This window comes from Natribacillus halophilus, from assembly GCF_900100185.1.
GTDB classification, from domain to species: Bacteria; Bacillota; Bacilli; order Bacillales; family Marinococcaceae; genus Natribacillus; species Natribacillus halophilus.
On record NZ_FNEN01000001.1, the window covers coordinates 405543 to 426633 of the forward strand.

General features: G+C 43.8%; 17 protein-coding genes and 1 pseudogene. 8 read left to right on the plus strand and 10 right to left on the minus strand.

The window, feature by feature from the left end:
* Positions 1-211 precede the first annotated feature (211 nt).
* From BLS58_RS02085 to BLS58_RS02100, 4 genes are all read right to left on the minus strand, one after another.
* A complete protein-coding gene (locus tag BLS58_RS02085) occupies positions 212-1552 on the minus strand; it encodes an APC family permease (protein ID WP_090395887.1) in 1341 nt (446 codons plus the stop codon).
* 20 nt (positions 1553-1572) lie between these two features.
* On the minus strand, positions 1573-2673 hold the full coding sequence (gene aguA, locus BLS58_RS02090; protein ID WP_090395888.1) for an agmatine deiminase: 1101 nt from the start codon (positions 2671-2673) through the stop codon (positions 1573-1575).
* Positions 2674-2709: 36 nt separating this feature from the next.
* A complete protein-coding gene (aguA, locus tag BLS58_RS02095; RefSeq protein WP_090395889.1) occupies positions 2710-3804 on the minus strand; it encodes an agmatine deiminase in 1095 nt (364 codons plus the stop codon).
* Between the two features lie 240 nt (positions 3805-4044).
* Positions 4045-5448, minus strand: coding sequence for a sigma-54 interaction domain-containing protein (locus BLS58_RS02100; protein ID WP_245723021.1), 1404 nt, complete (start codon positions 5446-5448; stop codon positions 4045-4047).
* Between the two features lie 152 nt (positions 5449-5600).
* Here BLS58_RS02100 and BLS58_RS02105 point away from each other — a divergent pair, with 152 nt between their 5' ends.
* From BLS58_RS02105 to BLS58_RS02135, 8 genes and pseudogenes are all read left to right on the plus strand, one after another.
* A complete protein-coding gene (locus BLS58_RS02105; RefSeq protein ID WP_090395890.1) occupies positions 5601-6839 on the plus strand; it encodes a Zn-dependent hydrolase in 1239 nt (412 codons plus the stop codon).
* Positions 6840-6853: 14 nt separating this feature from the next.
* Complete coding sequence (locus tag BLS58_RS02110; RefSeq protein WP_090395891.1) at positions 6854-8230, plus strand: aminotransferase family protein; 1377 nt, start codon at positions 6854-6856, stop codon at positions 8228-8230.
* A 66-nt stretch (positions 8231-8296) separates the two neighbouring features.
* Positions 8297-9424, plus strand: a complete 1128-nt coding sequence (gene ald, locus BLS58_RS02115; RefSeq protein WP_090395892.1) for an alanine dehydrogenase — start codon at positions 8297-8299, stop codon at positions 9422-9424.
* A 19-nt stretch (positions 9425-9443) separates the two neighbouring features.
* The gene (locus BLS58_RS02120) at positions 9444-10931 is read left to right on the plus strand and encodes an aldehyde dehydrogenase family protein (protein WP_090395893.1); all 1488 of its coding nucleotides are present in this window, start codon (positions 9444-9446) and stop codon (positions 10929-10931) included.
* 674 nt (positions 10932-11605) lie between these two features.
* Positions 11606-11692 (plus strand): annotated as a pseudogene (locus tag BLS58_RS17885) (hypothetical protein); the annotation flags it as partial.
* 114 nt (positions 11693-11806) lie between these two features.
* Complete coding sequence (locus tag BLS58_RS17890; protein ID WP_245723029.1) at positions 11807-12253, plus strand: hypothetical protein; 447 nt, start codon at positions 11807-11809, stop codon at positions 12251-12253.
* Positions 12154-12483, plus strand: a complete 330-nt coding sequence (locus tag BLS58_RS17895; protein ID WP_245723022.1) for a transposase — start codon at positions 12154-12156, stop codon at positions 12481-12483. Before BLS58_RS17890 ends, BLS58_RS17895 begins: the two co-directional genes overlap by 100 nt.
* A gap of 120 nt (positions 12484-12603) precedes the next feature.
* Positions 12604-14094 carry an IS5 family transposase gene (locus tag BLS58_RS02135; protein ID WP_245723023.1) on the plus strand — a complete coding sequence of 497 codons (1491 nt, stop codon included), beginning with the start codon at positions 12604-12606 and terminating at the stop codon, positions 14092-14094.
* A gap of 365 nt (positions 14095-14459) precedes the next feature.
* Here BLS58_RS02135 and BLS58_RS02140 read toward each other — a convergent pair whose 3' ends face one another.
* The 6 genes from BLS58_RS02140 to BLS58_RS02165 are packed head-to-tail and all read right to left on the minus strand — an operon-like array spanning position 14460 to position 20964.
* Positions 14460-15758 carry a CapA family protein gene (locus BLS58_RS02140; RefSeq protein WP_090395895.1) on the minus strand — a complete coding sequence of 433 codons (1299 nt, stop codon included), beginning with the start codon at positions 15756-15758 and terminating at the stop codon, positions 14460-14462.
* Between the two features lie 34 nt (positions 15759-15792).
* Positions 15793-16536, minus strand: coding sequence for an oxygen-insensitive NADPH nitroreductase (nfsA, locus tag BLS58_RS02145; RefSeq protein ID WP_090395936.1), 744 nt, complete (start codon positions 16534-16536; stop codon positions 15793-15795).
* 35 nt (positions 16537-16571) lie between these two features.
* Complete coding sequence (locus tag BLS58_RS02150) at positions 16572-17960, minus strand: dihydroorotase (RefSeq protein WP_090395896.1); 1389 nt, start codon at positions 17958-17960, stop codon at positions 16572-16574.
* A gap of 1 nt (position 17961) precedes the next feature.
* A complete protein-coding gene (locus BLS58_RS02155; protein ID WP_090395897.1) occupies positions 17962-18918 on the minus strand; it encodes a dihydroorotate dehydrogenase in 957 nt (318 codons plus the stop codon).
* Positions 18915-19703: a dihydroorotate dehydrogenase electron transfer subunit gene (locus BLS58_RS02160; RefSeq protein WP_245723024.1), complete on the minus strand. Its 789-nt coding sequence runs from the start codon at positions 19701-19703 to the stop codon at positions 18915-18917. Before BLS58_RS02160 ends, BLS58_RS02155 begins: the two co-directional genes overlap by 4 nt.
* Positions 19684-20964: a Zn-dependent hydrolase gene (locus BLS58_RS02165; protein WP_090395898.1), complete on the minus strand. Its 1281-nt coding sequence runs from the start codon at positions 20962-20964 to the stop codon at positions 19684-19686. Before BLS58_RS02165 ends, BLS58_RS02160 begins: the two co-directional genes overlap by 20 nt.
* Positions 20965-21091 lie beyond the last annotated feature (127 nt).

A 21091-nucleotide genomic window follows, 5' to 3' on the forward strand; every position in this document is an offset into this window, starting at 1 on the left:
AAGGGCTTGGACTTCTTTATCGTCATCACTTGATTCGGCTTGTTTATATAGCCAATCCGAGGACACGGATATTTCGTGGCAGCGGAAAAAAGTGACCGTGTGAGTTTTCACTTCCCTTGTAATCAATTATTTATCATGCATTTACACGTGCAAGCCCGATAAAAGGTTACCTCAGATAGTGTCAATAGGTAAAGTGAAACTCACAATCCCATCACCCCTCCAATTCATCAAAATCTATGTGAGGCGGTTGTTTATTAAACATGTTCGTTACATACAACAAGTATCCAAACCCGATCAGCACCCAAATGATCCCCACATATAAAGTAAATAACTCTAGACTAACCCACAGATAGAGAACAAACCCCATTCCAATAAGCGGAGATATAATATAGCTAAAGATCGATTTGCTTGATCCTTTTTCTCTTGTACGTAGATAGTGAACAATGACGCATAAATTAACAAAGGTAAAGGCAGTGAATGCCCCGAAGTTAATTAATGATGCCGCTGTTTCCAAGTCAATTAACAGCGAAGATAGAGATATCACACCGATTAGAACAATATTAAAAATTGGGGTTTTAAACTTAGGATGTACATAGCCAAAAAACTTTTTCGGTAATACCCCATCACGACCCATAGCATACAATAACCTGGATGCACTCATTTGTGCAGCAACACCAGCAGAAAGGACAGATGCTAGAGCTCCTGATACAAATACTGTTAAAAATAGATCGCCACCAATGAATTGTGCTATCAGCGGTGATGCACTTTCTATATCGTCAAATTGTGAAACACTGGGAAACAATGACTGCATAAAGTACGTGACGGTAAAAAAGAAAGTGAATCCAATAAAGACAACGAGAAAAATGCCTTTCGGAATCGTTTTCTTTGGCTCGATCGTTTCCTCGGAAAGCATGGTAATTGCATCGAATCCGATGAAAGAAAGGGCAAGTATCGCCGCTCCGGCAAATAATGCTGAAATTTCGATGTTAGATGACAAAATCGGATCTATACTCATCAATCGGTCTGGCTGGACATTTGTTATGCTGATGATCGTTAATATGATAAACATAAAACCGATTAAAAATTGGTATACAACGAGTAACCCGTTCATTGAAGCTGAAATTTTTAAACCAATTGATGTGAACACAGTAATAACAATTATCGTTAATACAGGCCATACCCATGTAGGTACATCGGGAAATGCCGGAGATAGGTATACCCTAGCTAATAGTGCATTGATCATAGGTAATGCCAAATACGCCATAAATGTTGACCAACCGACGATAAAGCCTAGATGAGAATTCATTGTACGTTGAGTATAAGTGTATACAGACCCTGCAATCGGGTAGAGCCGTACCATTTTACTGTAGCTGAAGGCAGTAAATAAAATGGCTGCAAATACTAAAATATAGGCTGTTGGTACGTGCCCAGTCGTAATCTCAGTAACAATCCCGAATGTATCAAAAACTGCAAAAGGAGCCATATATGCAATTCCAATACTGACCACATGCCACAATTTTAATGATCTCTGTAATTGACCCTGTGAATTCATGTTTCTTCCCCCTTTATAGTTTAAGGTCTTGGTTGTGCCAATGTCATGCAGTGAATATTACCGCCACTTAAAGACCATTCTTTTGTTGGAAGACCAATGACTTTCCTGTCTGGCATTATTTCTTGATATTTTTTTATCGCTTCCTGATCTCGTGTATCATTAAACAATGGCACCAGGAATGCACCATTAACGAAAATGCCATTAATATATGTCACTGCTAATGGCTGATTGGCTTCACGAGGGGCTGCGTCCCCAACAATATCAAATCCTTTGTTTTCCTCTTCTGTTATATAAATAATTTCCGGTATATTTATTTTGTGAATTTCAAACTTCCTTCCCTTTGCGTCTGTCTCTTGGTTTAAGATATCATAAGCTTCTTTGAATACTGGATACTGTGGATGATTAACATCATCCGTCCATGAAAGCGCAATCACCCCAGGTCGAACAAAGAAACAAATATCGTCTATATGACCTCCTGTCTCATCATATAGCATCCCCCTCTTAATCCATATCACCTTGTCCAGACCAAGGTATTCTTTACAATTTCTTTCCACTTCTTCTTTCGTCATATCTCCATTTCGATTGGGGTTGAGATTACATTCTTCTGTCAAAATAATTGTACCTTCTCCGTCTACTTGCGTTGCTCCGCCCTCCAGAATAAAATGTCTAGCGTCATATGAATCTATATGGTCAAGTTCAAATAGTTTTCGTGAAAATTGCTTATCCAGGTCCCATGGAAAATAGAGCCCTTCTTCCAATCCTCCATACGCGTTAAAATCAAACTGAACTCCTCTCATTTCACCTTTATCATTAACAAGGTAAAAGGCACCTTTGTCTTGAACCCATGCTTCATTGGTTGACATTTCAACAACACGAACGTCATCTGATAATCTTGCTCTTGCATTTTCATATTGCGATGCAGAGCAGATAACTGTTATTTCTTCATACTCAGCAATCGTATTAGCAACAATCACACATACTTCTTGGGCAGGTTTCCCGCCATTTCTAAAAGCAAATCCTTTTTCCGGCCAAATAATAATGGACCCTTTATGCGGTTCAAATTCTCCCGGAATTCTAAAACCATCTTTTTTTGGCGTGCTGTTTTTAATAACTTTTGCCATTTTATTTCCCTTCTTTTACATTAAAATTACTACCTTTCACCCTGAATAAGGTTTTGGTTGCTGTTGCGTAATGCAGTGGATATTCCCACCACCAAGGGATAGTTCCCTCGAACACACCGGAACAATTTCTCTATCCGGGAACAAGCGTTGAAACTGTTTAACCGCCACCTGGTCTTGCGGGTCATCAAATGCGGGTAATATAACGGCACCGTTGCATAAGTAGCCATTCACGTAAGTGGCAACGAACGTTTCCCCGGCTTTACGCTCATAGCTGTCCTCTGTCTGGTCAAGTTGTTGACTTTCTTCCGGTTGTAAAACGGGCTGTTCCGGAATGGATACTTCATGAATGGTCAACGCTCTTCCGGCAGCATCGGTCGCTTGTTGCAATTGCTCCTTGCATTTTTTCAATACCGAATACTGCGGGTGATTTTGATCGTCAGTCCAGCTCATCGCCACTTCACCCGGACGGATATAGCAAAGGACTTCATCAATGTGACCATCAGTTTCATCGCCTACCATGCCTTGATCCAACCAGATCACTTTTTTAATGTTCAAAGTCTCTTTTAATCGTTCTTCTACCTGCACCTGAGCCCAATCAGGGTTGCGGTTGGGGTTTAAGAGACACTCTTTCGTTGTAATTAATGTGCCTTCCCCATCGACTGCAATCGCTCCCCCTTCAAGCGTCAGATCCGTTGCCTCGTAGCGTGGCACGCCCTCGATTTCCAGCACCTTCTGTCTAACGAGCATATCCTGGTCCCAAGGGAAGTACAGACCTCCTTTAAGTCCTCCCCAAGCATTAAAGTGGAAATCTACCCCGCTTAATTGACCCGCATCATTCGTTAAGAATGTCGGTCCGATATCTCTCATCCAGGCATCGTTCGATGACATTTCAATCACACGAATATTAGGTGATAAAGTAGCTCGTGCATGCTCGTACTGCTCACCCGGCACACAAACAGTCACCGGTTCAAATTTTGAAATCGCTTCGGCAACATTTGTGAATACTCGTTGTGCCGGCTTTGCACCCGAATGCCATGTGTCAGGGCGAATGGGCCAGAGCAGCCAAGTGCCATCATGGGGTTCAAATTCACCGGGCATCCTGTAACCATCTTCTCTAGGTGAATGATTCATTTTCAGTGTACCTCCTTGAAAATAATGTAAGCGCTTTAGATCATTTGCATTTGTATTATTTGATGCAATATACGTGCCAAAGTTATAGAAAAGCTTGTAAGCCTTGCACGGTCTAATATCCAAGACAAAAAAATGGGGTAACGACAATCGTCACCCTTTCATATTTGAATCGTTATTGATTCGTCGATTCGAAAATGATTCACCTAATGCTCCTGAATTTCCCATTAAACAGGCACCCATTTATTTGCTCAGCGTAATCTCATACTTTCTCACTCGCCGCATAAAGGCTGATTGGGTGATTCCCAGTGCATCGGCGGCTTTTCTTGTGGAGCCATACTCATTAATAGCCTCAGTAATGGCTTCTTTTTCCACATTTTCTAAATGCTCGGTAAGCGATTGCGCACCGTGAATCGAAAACGAAGAGCCTGGTTTTTTATGAGTCATGACCAGTTTTTCAGGAAGATCCTCTTTTAAAATAACATCCGATTTAGCCGTGATCACGAGTCGCTCCATGATATTCTCAAGTTCCCGAACGTTACCCGGCCATTCATAGTCTTGAAGAATATCAAGCACTTCATTGGTCATCACACAGTTTCTTTTATATTTCGTATTGTAGTGATCCATGTAATGATGGACAAAAGATTGAATATCTTCTTCCCGCTCGCGTAGTGGAGGTACTTGAATGGAGAGAACATTCAATCTGTAATACAAATCTTCCCTAAATTGTTTATCAGCGACCATTGTCGACAAATCGCTGTTTGTGGCAGCAATAATACGGATGTCTGCTTGCTCCGCCTTTGTTCCACCGATTGGTGTATATGTTTTCTCTTGCAGGAGTTGCAACAATTTAGGTTGTAGATCAAAGGGCAAGTCCCCGATTTCATCCAGAAGAAGCGTTCCACCCTTTGCTTCCTGAACCATACCTGTTTTTCCTTTGTGATCGGCACCTGTAAACGCTCCTTTTTTGTATCCGAAGAGCTCGGACTCTAAGAGAGAGGCGGGGATGGCTGAGCAATTAATCTGCACGAACGGGTGACGGGCTCGTTCGCTTTTATCGTGAATGTTCTTTGCTACAATGCTTTTTCCAACCCCGGTTTCCCCTAAAATGAGTAAGGTTGCATCCACGGTTGAGACACGTTCCATCAAATCAAGCACTTCTTGATGTTTTTTTCCTTTTCCTATTAACTGCTGGCTCTTTTCATTCGTTTCTATTCGTTGTGATTTTGCTTGGCGTAATTCCTCAACATATTGTTTAATAACCGCTTCGGCTTTTTCCAATTTCAATGATGAACGGACCGTCTCGGTGATATCTTTGACATGAACAAGTACGTACTCGATATCTTCATCTTCGATCTTCAACAGATACCCTGTAGCCAATAATTGGCGATTTCTCGATGTCTGCATTTGACTAACCGTTTCCCGCTTCTGGAGAACGATATTGGTCACAGAAGGGGTAAACATTTTCATACCCTCTAATTCTGTTACATTCCTTCCGATGATTTGCTCTGCTGAAGCGCCGATTTGTTTCGTGCTTGTTTCATTAAGCCATAAAGCCTTGCCGCTATGATCAGCAATAAATATACCGTCATCTAAGCAGTTGAACATTTGCTGGAAGCGCGGGTCCAGATAAAACGTTGTATTCACAGCACACCCTCCCTCGCTAATTGAATTGTTTTCGATTCAACCGAGTCTATTTTGGTTCATATCTATTATTATAACATGATTTTTGTCAAAAGATCTTACAAAAATAAGTTGGCATACAATTTGCATATTAAAATGGGCAGGGAGGTAGGAGCATGCATTCACCAACTTTGCAGATTAATACAAAACGACTTTTAAGCACGATTGCAGAAAGCTCTTCTATTGGGTCAACCGCGAACCATGGGTTACATCGGCTCGCGTTAACCGAGGAAGATCGACAAGTAAGGCATTTATTCACACAATGGCTTGAGAACGAAGGACTTGATGTCCGTATCGATGATTTTGGCAATATCTATGGAAGACGGGAGGGGCGTCTAAAAGAAGCACCTCCTATCGTCATGGGATCACATCTTGATTCTCAACCTCAAGGAGGGAGATATGATGGTGTGCTCGGCGTTCTTACCGCCCTTGAAGTGATTCGTGTATTAAATGAGTATCACATCGAAACGGAGTATCCTGTTGAAATCGTCAATTTCACCAACGAAGAAGGTGCCAGGTTCTCACCACCGATGCTAGGTTCCGGCGGGGTAACGGGTAACTTCTCCAAAGACTTTATCTACAATATTCAAGATAGAGACGGAATTACTTTTTCTGAGGCCTTAAAAGACATCGATTACGTAGGGGAAACGTCCAATCGTCTTGAAGAAATAAGCGCTTATATCGAACTTCACATTGAACAAGGACCTGTTCTTTCCAACAAAGGAAAATCGCTCGGCGTTGTCGAAGGTATTCAAGGCATGACTTGGGTGAACGTTTCTGTTGAAGGAAAGAGCAACCATGCTGGGTCTACACCGATGGACGACCGCACTGATGCCCTCGTTTGTGCGGGACAAATGATAGGGAAAATCAAAGAACTCACGCAAGAAATAAAAGGACTTAAAACGACCGTGGGTCGACTTGATGTGTCGCCAAACACCGCAAACGTCGTACCGGGGAGGGTGGATTTTTCGATCGATATTCGTCATGAGGACAACGAAATCAGGCAACATGCACTCCAACGATTGAAAGAGCAGTTAAGTTCAACGTCATTTATCCATGGAACAGAAGTGATCATTCATTCACTCTGGAATAGTGATACGATTGAATTCAGTCCAACCATACGGAATGCCATTAAAACGTCGGCAGATGAACTTGATCTCCCCTCTTTGTCTTTGTATAGCGGGGCTGGGCATGACTCAAAGTATATGCATTCGATGGGTGAAACAGGTATGATTTTCCTCCCGAGCGAGCGAGGCATTAGCCATAATGAGGACGAGTTTACGCATGACGACGACATCGAAAAAGGGGCCCGAGTGCTTTTGCAGACTTTGCTAAAATTGGATACTACTATTTGAATGAGGTGATTTTAATGACTAAGAAGCTCAGCTATCAACAATTGAAGGACATTGACCGTGAAAAAATCATTCACCCGCAATCGGTGCCGAAACAGAATGCCGATGAAGGTCCAAGTATGATTTACTCCAAGGGCGATGGGATACGTGTCACAGACATGGATGGTGGCACTTACATTGACGGGGTTTCCATGTTATGGAATGTCAACCTCGGTCATGGACAAAGCGAACTGGCCACCGCCGCGTATGAGCAGATGAACGAATTCGCCTATGGCTCGCAATTTTATGGGAACAGCAATGAACCGGCGATTCGTCTTGCTGACAAAATCACTGAATATGCACCGGGTGACTTGGATGGGGTATTTTTCACTTCTGGAGGGTCCGAATCCAATGACACTGCCTTTAAACTTTCCCGGTTTTATTGGCAATTACAGGGGTTTGAATCAAAAAAGATTATTATCTCATTGAAGCGCGGGTATCATGGCGTCACTGTCTCCGCGCAACGCGCCACAGGCATTGAAGCTTTCCGCGAATTCTCCGGCTCCGGCGACCCGCACATAATCAACGCGAAAGCGCATTTGACAGCTGCAGAACAAGGCGACCGCACTTCCTCCGATTTTGAAAAGAGTATTCGCGGGCTTATTGAGCAAGAAGGTGCTGACAATGTGGCCGCTGTAATTCTCGAGCCGGTCCAAGGAGCAGGAGGCGTGCATTTGCCACCGGATGGCTATCTACAGGCAGTACGAAACTTATGCGATGAGCAAAACGTGTTAATGATTGCCGATGAAGTGATTTGCGGATTTGGACGTACCGGGAAAAACTTCGCCGTTGAACACTGGAATGTTACCCCTGACATGATCAGCTTTGCCAAAGGGGTTACCAGCGGTTACTTCCCTCTTGGCGGCGTCATCATGAGAGCAAAAGTGAAAGAAGCGATCGCCCAATATGATCAAATGCTCGCCCACGGTTTCACTTATAGCGGCCATCCGACGGGTTGTGCCGTTGCTCTTAAAAATCTGGAAATCATCGAACGTGAAGGAATCGTGGATCATGTTACAGAAATGGAAAAAGAACTGCAAAAAGGGCTTCATACATTGCAGGAAAAGCATAAGTGTATGACAAAATCCCGTGCCATCGGTCTTTTGGCAGGTTTTGACCTCATGAAAGATCCTGAAGCCGATCAACTCTTTGAAAATGATGTAAAAGCAGCGGAAACTTTCGTGAAAGCTTGCAGGGAACGGAATCTTATTTTACGTAAGTTTGACTTTGAAGATGGCATGAATACGGTCGCCATTGCACCACCGCTCATCATTACAAAAAAAGAAATTCAGGAACTGATTGATATCTTGGACGATGCTTTAACCGCGGTGCATAAAAAATGGGAAAACGCTTGAGCTTGAATTATTTAAAGTGACATTTCCCAGCCGCACAGGTCGGGAAATTAAAGGGAGGTTTGACACATGATTATAGGTGTGCCAAAGGAAATAAAAGCAGGAGAAAACAGAGTTGGTTTAACACCGGCGGGTGTTCAATCCTTGGTAAACGAAGGGCATCAGGTCTTTGTGGAAACAAACGCTGGTGCAGGAAGCGGTTTTACGGATGCGGAGTATGGTGAATCCGGGGCAGACGTTTTGGATCATCCAAAAGATGTTTGGACCCAAGTCGAGATGGTCGTGAAAGTCAAAGAGCCGCAAGTATCGGAATTTCAATATTTTCACCGAGACCTCATTTTATTCACTTATCTCCACCTGGCTGCGGAGGCCGAAGTCACAAAAGCCTTAGTGGAAAACGGTGTAAATGCTTTAGCTTTTGAAACGGTGGAAGTAGAAGGCAAGCTCCCCTTACTCACACCGATGAGCGAGGTCGCCGGTCGCATGGCGGCACAGCTTGGGGCGCAATTTTTAGAGAAAACATATGGAGGAAAAGGCATTCTCTTAAGTGGCGTGCCGGGTGTTACCCGCAGCAAAGTCACGATCATTGGTGGAGGAACGTCCGGTGTCAATGCTGCTAAAATTGCCATCGGTCTTGGTGCAAGTGTGACGATTATCGATGTAAACCCTGAGCGTCTTCGGGAGTTGGATGATCTATTCGGCAACGAGGTGCAAACCCTAATCTCCAATCCCGTAAATATTGCAGAAGCAGTCAAAGATTCAGCGCTTGTTATTGGCGCCGTACTTATTCCCGGCGCAAAAGCTCCTACGCTGGTCACTGAAGAAATGATCAAAGCGATGACCCCGGGATCTGTCGTGCTCGATGTAGCCATTGACCAAGGCGGCATTTTTGAGACGGGTGATCGGATCACCACGCATGAAGACCCTGTGTTTGTCAAACACGATGTCGTCCACTATGCGGTCGCCAATATTCCGGGAGCTGTCCCGCGAACTGCAACGATCGCCTTAACGAATGTGACACTCCCCTATGTCACTCAGGTTGCTAACCTTGGCGTTCAATCAGCCATTGAACAAAACAACGCATTGCAATCCGGATTAAATGTGTCAGGCGGCTACGTCACCCATAAAGCTGTAGCCGAGGAGTTAGGGTATTCGTATGTAGCTCCAAACGAAGTGTTTTTAGCCGGCAAAGCTTAATTTACGAGGAGGAGTTATCATGTCTGCTGTGGAAACCCCTGAATTATTACCTGAAGTTCAATCATTTTTAAAAGAAACACGGAAAATGCTCATTGACGGTCGATGGGTGAAATCACGGGCCGGAGAAACGTTTGAAACGCTAAATCCTGCGAATGGTGAAGTGCTTGCCCATCTCTGGGAAGCGGGAGAAGCCGACATTGACGACGCGGTAACAGCGGCCAAAAAGGCGTTTGAAGATGGCAACCCTTGGAAGAAGATGAGCGCTGCGGATCGTGCCCATATCATTTACAAGATCGCTAATTTAATCGAAGAAAATACAGAAGTGTTAGCCCAACTTGATACCCTTGACAATGGCAAGCCCATTGGGGATATGCGTGGAAACGATATTCCGAACGCTATCGGTCAATTTCGCTACTTTTCAGGATGGGCTACGAAAAACAGCGGGCAAAATATCCCGGTTTCCGATTCTTTGTTAACCTATACGCGTCATGAACCCGTTGGCGTTGTCGGGCAAATCATTCCATGGAACTTTCCGCTGATGATGGCGGCATGGAAAATCGCACCCGCGCTGGCCACCGGGTGTACGGTCGTTTTGAAACCGGCTGAGCAAACCCCGCTTTCCGCTCTTTATCTCGGGAAGCTCATCCAGGAAGCAGGTGTTCCTGACGGGGTCGTAAACATTGTTTCCGGTTTTGGAAAAAAAGCCGGAGAAGCGCTCGTTCAACATCCGGACGTGGACAAAATTGCTTTTACAGGGTCCGTCCCCGTCGGAAAACACATTATGAGGCAAGCGACGGACACGTTAAAACGAGTGACCCTTGAATTAGGCGGGAAATCCCCAAACATCGTTCTTCCTGATGCAGACCTGTCAAAAGCAACCCCCGGGGTGTTCGGAGGAATCATGGCCAACCAGGGAGAAGTTTGTTGCGCCGGATCCCGGGTATTCATACCGAAGCAATCGTTCGATAATGTCGTGAGTGATCTGTCCGATTACGCCGGCAACGTCAAGCTTGGAAACGGTTTGAACGCTGATACGGAAATGGGGCCTCTCGTTTCCAAGCAACAACAAGACCGTGTTCGATCCTACATTGAAACAGGTGAATCCGAAGGCGCGAAGAAAACATCAGGCGCCCCTTACGATGGGAACGGATTCTTCGTCGAACCCACCGTCTTCACCGATGTCAGCGATGAAATGACGATCGCCCGAGAAGAAATCTTTGGACCTGTGGTCGTTGCCATGCCCTATGATGATATCGATGAACTGATTAACCGAGCCAATAACAGTGAGTTTGGTTTAGCCGCCGGTGTCTGGACGGAGAACCTCAAAAACGCCCACTACATTGCCAACCGTCTAAAAACAGGCACGGTATGGGTCAATTGCTATAACAACACCGATCCTGCCATGCCGTTCGGTGGGTACAAACAATCCGGTTTCGGCCGCGAAATGGGGTCTTACGCTTTGGATAATTATACCGAAGTTAAGAGTGTTTGGGTGAATTTGGATTAACAATCTAAGAGTGACGGAAGGATTGATACACCAAACAGCATGAATGAGGCCAGGAGTATCATGCTCCGTGCCTCATTTTTCACCGGCGCTTACATAAATCTATCATTGGTCACTAATGTACGTTTTAAAGCTTTCTAATACATCATCTAAATCTGAATGGCTTTATGGATGAACACTTTTTAAAGTAAAGGTCCCGTAAACCAGTTCGGCGACTGCCTCAATCACCTTTGCTCGTCGGTAAGCATCTTCCAGGGTACTCCTACGGCCACAACGCCATGATTCGCTAGTAAAACCCCGTTTCCCCCACCGAGCGTGTCCACTGCATGTTGAGCGAGTAGCGTAAGGCGCCGGAACTTCTCTCTCTTCAGAGAGCAAGTTCTGTTGCTTGAGGAAAAGCAAACCACAAAACCTTTGTTGTTGCTTGTATTGCTTCTACTGACAAAGGCGTCACGACTTACAAACGCCATCGCTTTTCAACCTATACCAAAGGGTTGAAAGAGCTGTCACAGTGTCTTTGTGAATACCATTGCAAGGATGTCTGCATGGAATCGACCGGAAAGTACTGGATCCCCGTGTTCAATGTCTTGGAACATTCCTGCAACATTACCTTGGATCATCCGAAATAAGTCAGAGCTATCAAAGGCAAGAAAACGGATAAAAAGGATGCCAAATGGATCGCCGATTTATTCAAACACGATCTTGTACCCGGAAGTTTCATGCCTCCACTCGCGATTCGACAGCTTCGTGACTTGATGCGTTATCGGTTTAAACTCACAAATTTCACGTCAAGTGAGAAGAATCGATTTCAAAACAGCCTTACGGTTTCGAACATCCAGCTTGGAAATGTGGTGTCTGATACCTTTGGAAAAAGTTCCATGAATATCATTGGCAAGCTGTTGGAAGATCCAACGGACACCAATTTTGACATTGAGCCTCTGATTCACGGCTCCATGGATCATAAAATTCCAGAACTGAAACTTGCCATTTTTAGTTTCATTACACCAGAACAATCAGGCAAATTGGCTGTTATCAAGAAACATTATGAAAACCTTAACGCACGAAAATCTGACCTTGAGGAACTGGTCCGTTCCCTTGCCAAGCCCTACACAGAAGAAATCAACTTGATCTTAACTGTTCTGTCCTTTAAAAACATCTTTTTAGCCATTGCCGTGGTTTCTGAAATAGGTATTGATATGGACGTGTTCCCGACAGCTAAGCATTTATGTTCCTGGTCAGGGTTAACCCGACAAATAACGAAAGTGCCGGCAAGAAAAAGTCAGTCAGAGTGTCGAGAGCAGGGGGCTATATCAAGCCCCTTTTAGTGCAATGTGCGACCGCTGTGGTCAAAAGCGATAAACATCCAGAAATTCGAAACCGCTATTTGAGACTCAAAAAGCGTCGCGGTCACAAGCGTGCCATTATAGCCATCGCACGAATGTTATTAACAGCCATTTACCATATTCTCAAGAAGAAAGAACCTTACAACCCGGATTTGTATCAGAAAGCCGATGTTCTTCCAGTGATGGCTTGTTTGGCATGCGCTTTTATTTAGGTGCTGCTGAATAAATAAAATTTCCCTTATTAACAAGGATTTTCGCTATTTTTGTCGAAGTAAATTACACAGGAAAGTCTACAAAGAGACGAAGAAACCTTGCACCTGGAGGACGAAATCATGTATCACCATTCGGAACAGCAAATGCTTTTACCCTATGACTTTTTTCTACCGTTCGGAGGCAAACTGAACCCGGATAACCGTTGGGTTGTACTGGCAAGCATGATCCCTTGGTGGAAAGTAGAAGAAGCCTATATGGAAACCCTGAAAGACCTGACCCAAGGGAACCAAGCGTATTCGGTCCGAATGGCTCTGGGTGCTTTGATTATCAAGGAAAAACTAGACACGAGTGATCGCGAAACCGTCGAACAGATCACCGAGAATCCGTATCTTCAATACTTCCTAGGTCTGCCTGAATTCACGGAAACAGCGCCCTTCGACGGTTCTTCCATGACGCACTTTCGCAAACGTATTTCCCGTGAGATGATCGATCAAGTCAATGCGTGGATCGTGGAAAACCAGCAATCTCAAAAAGATAGTGGCGATGACGATGATGATCATCACGAAACGCCTTCGTCTCCTGCGCCCTCTGAAGAAAAAGAGGAGAAGAAAGACGTCTCAGAGACACATCAAGGTAAGCTCTTAATCGATGCGACGTGCGCGCCTGCAGATATCACATACCCAACGGACTTGAAACTTTTGAATGAAGCCCGTGAAAAGTTGGAAGCGATGATTGACGCGTTGCACGAACCGTTTCGCGGAACACAGAAGAAGCCACGAACCTATCGGAATCAAGCCCGACAGTCATACCTGTCCATTGCTAAGCAGAAAAGCCCGAAACGCAAAAAGGTACGGAAAGCGATTCGCAAGCAGCTGGGTTACGTGAAAAGAGACCTCAACCACCTGGAAGAGCTGTCCCGTCAATCCGGGATCGAACGCCTAAGCCGCAAACAGTACCGTGAACTTCTTGTCATTCAGGAATTGTACCGCCAACAAAGACAGATGTTTGAAACGAAGACCAATCGCATTGAAGACCGGGGCGTTAGCATTCATCAACCCCATGTTCGGCCAATTGTTCGTGGAAAAGCCCATATGAACGTGGAGTTCGGCGCCAAGTTGTCCATGAGTCTGGTAGACGGATGGGCGTTTCTCGACAACTTGCAGTGGGATGCGTATCACGAAGCCACTGATCTTCCAGGTGCGGTAGAAGCCTATGTGCAACGCAAGGGTGTCTACCCCGATGCTGTTTTGGCGGACAAGATTTATCTCACACGAGAAAATCGAAAGTGCTGCAAGGAACGCGGGATACGCCTTACGGGTCCGAAGCTGGGACGCCCTTCCAAACAAAAATCCAAAGAGCAAAAGCAGATCGAGAAGCAGGATGCCGCAGAACGAAATGCCATCGAAGGAAAATTCGGTGAAGGCAAGCGCACCTATGGCCTCGGTCTTATTCGAGCATGCCTTCGAAACACCAGTGAAACGGTGATTTCCCTTCAAGTGCTCGTCATGAATCTCTCGAAAGCCCTTCGGGAGCATTCTTTTTTTATTTTTTTCATGTATTTGGATCGAGGCGTTCAATATTCAAAAGGCAGCCCGAGATTGCTTGATTGAACGCTAGGTTGTTCAGCGACCCCTATTTAGAGAAAACATAAGGCACTTATTTCAGATTTTAGAGTGGCTCAGCTATGTCATAGGTAGATTTCTTTTATGTCATTAGTAGCTCTATAAATGGCACAGTTGTCTTTAACCCTTGGTGTTCAATCCATCTTTTCAAATGTGGTAAAGGAATACGCAATGAGTGGTACATTCCTCTGCAAATGGTGGTAGAAAAGACCGCGCTAGTGGTAAAAACCGTCCACCGTACTCATTAAAAGAGCTGAATTTTACCGGGTAAAGGAAGTGAAACGCCAACAAGCCTCTATTAAAACAATTAAAATAGCTTCTAATTTGCTGTACAAGGGGTACATAACCTCTAATCAATATATCCTTCCCATTCCGTTTTCAATGTGTATAGTCGTCCCGAATGGATAGCTTAAATCATTCAGCTTTTCTAAAATTCTTTCATTATGACTTAATGATGGCCACCCTTTTTTGTACCTAGGAAGCCCATATCCCAATTCAATTGGGTATAACTTAAGCTCTACCAATTTACCGCCCTTCATTTTCCAAATAGGAATCACGGATTCCCATATATTTGGATTTGTTCCCAGGCCAATAGTGCCTTCTTTGCTTCGTTTATCCAAAGCATCAGCTACATTATGAGTATCATCTAAATCGTACTTTTCGTAAAAATCTGCAGGAAGATGAGATATCGTTTCATTCTGAAAAATAAAGTTCCCTAAGCTATAAAAAATAGGGCGATTCTTATATATTTCAATTCCTCTTAAAATGTGAGGGCCATGACCGATTACCGCGTGAGCTCCCCAGTCAATGCACTTACGGGAAAAATTTATCAAAAAATCTGCAGGCTGACTCTTGTCCATCCCTTTCATTTCATGAGAATGAATACTAATCAGTACATAGTCTGCCTGACGTTTGGCTTCTAAAACAGATTTTCTAATACGTTGCATATCCATTTCCTGTGGTACGGTTTCTTTCCCCTCTTCCTGCCCTACTTTGAACAAATAGTCCCCAAATTTGAATGTGTTTTTTTCTTCACTTTCTATTTCAAAACCTTCTTTAATAGCAAGTTCACGTTCCGAATTTATTTCCGTTACTTCTGCAATTGATCTTAATTGATCCATTTTCTCTTGAGTAACAATATATTTACTTTTATAATGTAAAGGGTTAATCCCGGGCCGTCCTGGCATATCTGGTCTTTGATCTCCAGCCACCCAAGATGTGTGAAAAGTGGAAGTAGCGGCAATAAGCGCTACTCTACCCTGTGATGTTTCTAAATATTTTGGAGCACATGCCTCTGCCATATTAAGGCCTGCTCCTGCATGAACAAGCTCTTGCTTTTCCAAATACTTTTTTGTTGCCATAAGTCCACCATGAGAATAATCTAATGTATGGTTTGTAGCCCAATTCATCATATTGAATCCATATGTTTTTAAGTCGTTCAAAACTTGTGGAGAAGCCATAGCCCATGTTCCGCCACTAACGGCGGAGGGATATCCTTCTTTCTCATGTATCGTCGTTTCCAAGTTTGTAAATTTCACTTCTGATTGTCCAAATAAAGCAGTTAGCTCATTGAATCCAACATTCCCTTTCGCTGGTAATGGCCGGCTAATAAAGCTATCACCCGTAGCAATAAATGTCATATTCTCACTAATTGGATTCCCCTCCTATTTACACTCTGATACCGTTTTATTTGATTTGAATCCCCTGATTTTTTATAAAATAGGACAGTTCTTCTCTTCTCGGCTCACTTAAATATTCCGCCATTTGTTTTGTCCAGCCAATCGTTTTCCGGCCTTGTGTCCTGCGCGTATAATAGTCAGCTGAAATCTGTTCATAATCTTGGAGATGCTTCTTCAATCGGCCTGTATGATAAGACTCATAATGAACAACCGTTTCCTGAGGTAAACGTGGTTTTTGCCATGGATGTTGATCCGGATAACCAAGACACATGCCCATAATTGGGATGGTTAACTCCGGAAGATTCAACAAATCAGCGACTTGTCCAGGATGATTGCGAACCCCCCCGATCATGACTCCCCCAAGACCGTAAGATTTCGCTGTCAAAAACACATTCTGAGCAGCGAGAGCAGTATCCACGGTACCAACAACCAGGTTTTCTGCTTCATCGATTTCAAAAGATGTGCCATGCATTTCCGTCGTCATTTCCAGGCGATAAAAATCCGCACAAAAAACAAGAAATACAGGACACTCTTTGACCCATCTCTGCCCTCCGCAACATTCAGCCAACTTTTGTTTAGAGGTTGGCCTTTTGACAACGATGATACTGTAAGCTTGCACATTATGGGAAGAAGGGGCCCATTGGGCGGATGTAAACAAATCTTGCAAAATATCATCCTCAATGGGTGTTGAAGTAAATTTTCGTATGGAGCGATGTTCTTGAATGGTTTCTGTGACACTCTTTTTGCTCATGTCTGTCAATGTCACTCCTCCTGACTAAATCTTACCTAAGGCTTTACTACTCGCCCTGCAGGTTCTTCGGTGACAGCCCCGTCTTTCATCATGGTCGTTCCTCTGACAATAGTAGCCACAGGGGCCCCCTGCAATTGAAATCCGTCGTATGGGGTCACTTTACTCTTACTATGCAATTCATGCTTATGAATGGTCTTCTGGCGTTTAAAATCTACAAGGGTCAAATCAGCGTCTGTTCCTATTTGCAATGAACCTTTCTGTGGATAGATGCCAAACAACCTGGCCGGTTGGCTGGAGAGAAGTTTACCAAGTTCATATGGAGTAATTCTTCCTTCACTGACAGCATGAATCATCAAAGGAGCTAATGTCTCTACCCCGCACATCCCGGCAGGAATGGACCATAAATCCCCGTCTTTTTCTTCTTCAGTATGGGGAGCATGATCCGAACAGGCGACTGAAACGACGCCATCTGCAATCCCTTTCCACAACCCATTCTGATCCTTCTCATATTTCACTGGTGGATAAACTTTCATATGAGGTCCGATTTTTTCAAAATCTTTATTGCTCAAATATAAAAAGTGGGGACAAGTTTCCGATGTGATTGGATAGCCTTCTTGTTGGGCCTGACGTATTAGCTCCACACCTTCTTCGGTACTAACATGAAGCACATGTAGCCTTGTACCAGCGTCTTTGGCGAAAGAAATACCGGTTTGAATCGTCGTTGCTTCCGCCAAATTAGGTCTTCCTTGCAGTAACGCCCCATAGTCCCTTCTGCCGCTTTCTTCTACTTTCTGCGTCAAATGTTGAATCAATTCATTGTTTTCGGCATGAATAGCAAAAGGCTTGCCGGTTTTGGCCACTTCCTGGAACATATCGTATACCTCTCCATCTTGAAATGGAGGGATGACATCCTCCATTTCCGGCTTATAGTTATACATCAATTGGTAGGTTTTTTTATGGACCGCGTAACCCCAGAAAAATTTAAAAGCGACCGCCCCTGCTTCATGTAAAGATTGGATCTCATTTATATTCAGATGACCCAGACAGATCGCCCATAATGCAAAGTCAACATGCGCTTTCGGCTGTAGGTTTTCTACTTGTTTATGAAAGTTTTCTACATGATTGACAGGAGGATTCGTATTCGGCATCTCGAAAACGGTTGTCAGCCCTCCGGCTGCCGCGGCCCAGGTGGAATGATAAAAGTCTTCTTTATGCGTGGCACCCGGGTCACGAGAATGAATATGCACATCCATAAATCCGGGGAATACATGCAAGCCGGTCGCGTCTGTTTCTTCAACCGTTTCACCGGCTAATTCTGTACTAGAAATAGCGGCGATTTTTCCATCTTTAATATAAATGTTTCCCTCAAACAGCTCTTCTTCCTGCACAATGGTGCCATTTTTAATAATATGATCCCAATGCACATTATCCCTCCTCGTATTGATTGAAGTGAACTTTACCTATTATATCGTAAATGTCATTAATTCCGTATTGTTGCATATAAGATTTGATTTCTTCCAGAACATCTAACATGGCTGCAGGTTTGATAAAACTTGCTGTGCCTACCTGCACTGCGCTAGCTCCAGCTAACATCATTTCGATGGCGTCTTCTCCGTTCATCACTCCGCCACAACCGATAATCGGCAACTTTGACGCCTGGTAAACTTGATAAATCATGCGCACGATAATCGGTTTTACGCCAGGACCTGATATGCCGCCCATAACATTTCCAAGCTCGGGCTTCCAAGTATGCACATTGATAGACATGGCCAAAAACGTATTGACAACGGTAAGAGCATCGGCTCCTCCTTCTTCGGAAGCGAGAGCAATATCCTGAATACGTGTCACATTCGGTGTTAGTTTGTTGAATAGGGGAACATCCGTAATCCCTCTCACTTTTTTCGTTAATTCATACGTCACATCAGCATCCATGCCAAAGGCCAGGCCATCCCCTTTTAAATTAGGGCAGGAAATGTTTAGTTCCAAGGCATCCACCCCTGGATTGTTCCCCAAAATATCAGCCATTTCCACAAATTCCTCTACAGAGTCTGCTGAAATGCTGGCAATTAATGGTGTATCGTATTGTTGATAATAAGGTACAATATTTTTCAAGTAATACTGTAGCCCCTTACTTTGGATACCGATGGAATTAATCATCCCCGCCGGTACTTCACAAACCCGGGGAGTATCATTTCCTTTGCGCGGATATTTGGTAATACTTTTAGGTAACACTGCTCCCAGGTGGTTGAAATCCAACACTTTTTCCATACTTTCCCCAAAAGCACCTGAAGCTGGCATAATGGGATTTTTGAGTTCCAATCCCCCGATGTTTACTCGTAAATGGCAGCCCTGATTGGCTGATTTTTGCTCAAGTGTACTCATGGTTGCATCATCACTTTCTGTAAGGGAAATACTGGTCCTTCCAGGCAGACGCGAACGGTTCGAATCTCATCGTCTTCTACGACATCACACACGCAGGCATAGCATACGCCCATCGCACAACCCATATGCTCTTCTAAAGCGATTTCAGCGGGAATATCCTTTTTCGAGGTAATATCTTGCAACAGCCGGGAAAGTCGCCGAGAACCACAAGTGTAGGCCGCATCAATGTTGTGTCTGGCTGTAATGTCTTCTATAATATCCCGCACATTTTCTACATCACTCGTTCCGTCTTCTTCCGTTACTTTATGCACTTCAGCCCCAAATCCCTGCAACATTTCGGCCGCCAGCAAATCATTATGCGAACGAGCACTCAAGATTGCTGCACATTGCACCCCTTTTTTAGAGGCTTCTTGAGCTAAGGCTGCCAAAGTAGCAATACCTACTCCTCGAGCCAAAAGCAGAATCTTCTGTGCGTCTTCTTGAAGCGAAAATCCTTGCCCTAATGGACCAAAACTCCGAACCGTCTCTCCCTGCTTTAATTTTGTTAAAGCCTGAGTTCCCAAACCTTTTGTTAAATATAAAAATTCCAGTGTTTGGTCATCTTGGTTGATACGATATACACTAAATGGCCTCCTCAAGAAAGATTCATTTTCTTGACCGCAATCTATATAGAAAAATTGACCGGGTTCTACATCAGAGGCAAGCCCTGAGGCATCGACTACCATGTGCCAGTACCGCTCACTAACCTGAATATTTGATAAAATTTTAACCTCTTGATCTTTCACAACCCTCACCCCCAGTAGGAATAGGTCTTCCAGAAACACCTGCCCATTCCAACATAGTCTTTTCCAAAACATCAATTCCAAGAATCATATCTTCGACTTCCGTATATTCGTCCGGGTGGTGACTAATGCCGTCACAAGAAGGTACAAATATAAGGCCGGTGGGACAGATATAAGACATATTCATAGCATCATGGCCAGCACCACTCGACATAGCTGTATAAGGTATACTAAGTTCTTTACAGTTCCTAGACAAGGAGGTAATCACTTCTGAACTTAAATGAACCGGCTTTTCATCACTTAATAAGTTCCACTCTATAGACAAGTCGCGCTCTGTTTTGATTTGTCCTATTTTTTTAATAACCTGCTCCAGTACATATTGTTTTGAAGTAGGAGATGTGCTGCGAATATCTATTTTCATTTCCACTGATCCAGGTACTACATTCATCACCCCCGGACCGACTCCAAATACACCAGTTGTCGCCACGGTGTCGTTGTTCGCCTCACTCCGACCTAATTTCTCCACTTCCAAGGCGATTTCACTTGCCCCTGTCAAGGCGTCTTTTCTATTGTGCATCTGTGTCGTCCCTGAATGAGAAGCTTTTCCTTGTACTCGTAGTTGCAAGCGGGTAGGTGATGCAATTCCAGTTACAACACCTATTTTTTTTCCTAACTGCTGGAGTAATGGGCCCTGTTCAATATGCATTTCCAAAAAAAGCTTTAAGTCATAAGAACTTCTCTTGGCTCGACTGATTTTTGTTATATCCAGGCCAACTTCTTCTAGAACTTCTGCAAATGTTTTTCCATCAAAATCTTTCAAATTACCCAAACCCTCTGTTTTGGACAATCCTGTCATGACTTTACTACCAATTGTGGAAACACCAAACCGAGTAGATTCTTCACAGGTAAAGACAATAATTTCAACAGGATTCGTAGTTACGATCTGTTTCTTATTTAACCGTTTCACCACCTCAAGTCCACTCAATACTCCAATCGTACCATCATACTCGCCACCTTCAATCACACTATCTATATGAGAACCGATGGCAACAGCTGGTGCTTGGGGGTTAATTCCTTCTCTGCGGGCAATCATATTTCCTATTTCATCTTCACGAACCGCCAGCCCTTCATTTTGGAATAAAGTCCTCATAAACTTTTTTCCTTTTTGCTCTTCTGTAGAGAAAGCCAATCTTGTAACTCCATTGTCCGTTCGGCTAAATTCATTCAAAGTATTTAAATTTGATCGAATCGAATAATCAGACATTATATAACTCCCCTCATAAAGGATAGGCCGCCAAAGCCATTCGAAATTCAAGGATTATATAATTTATGATACACTTATGATCTGAAAATTTGTTAGTTAAAAAAGACAAAAAAAAAGGAGGAGCATT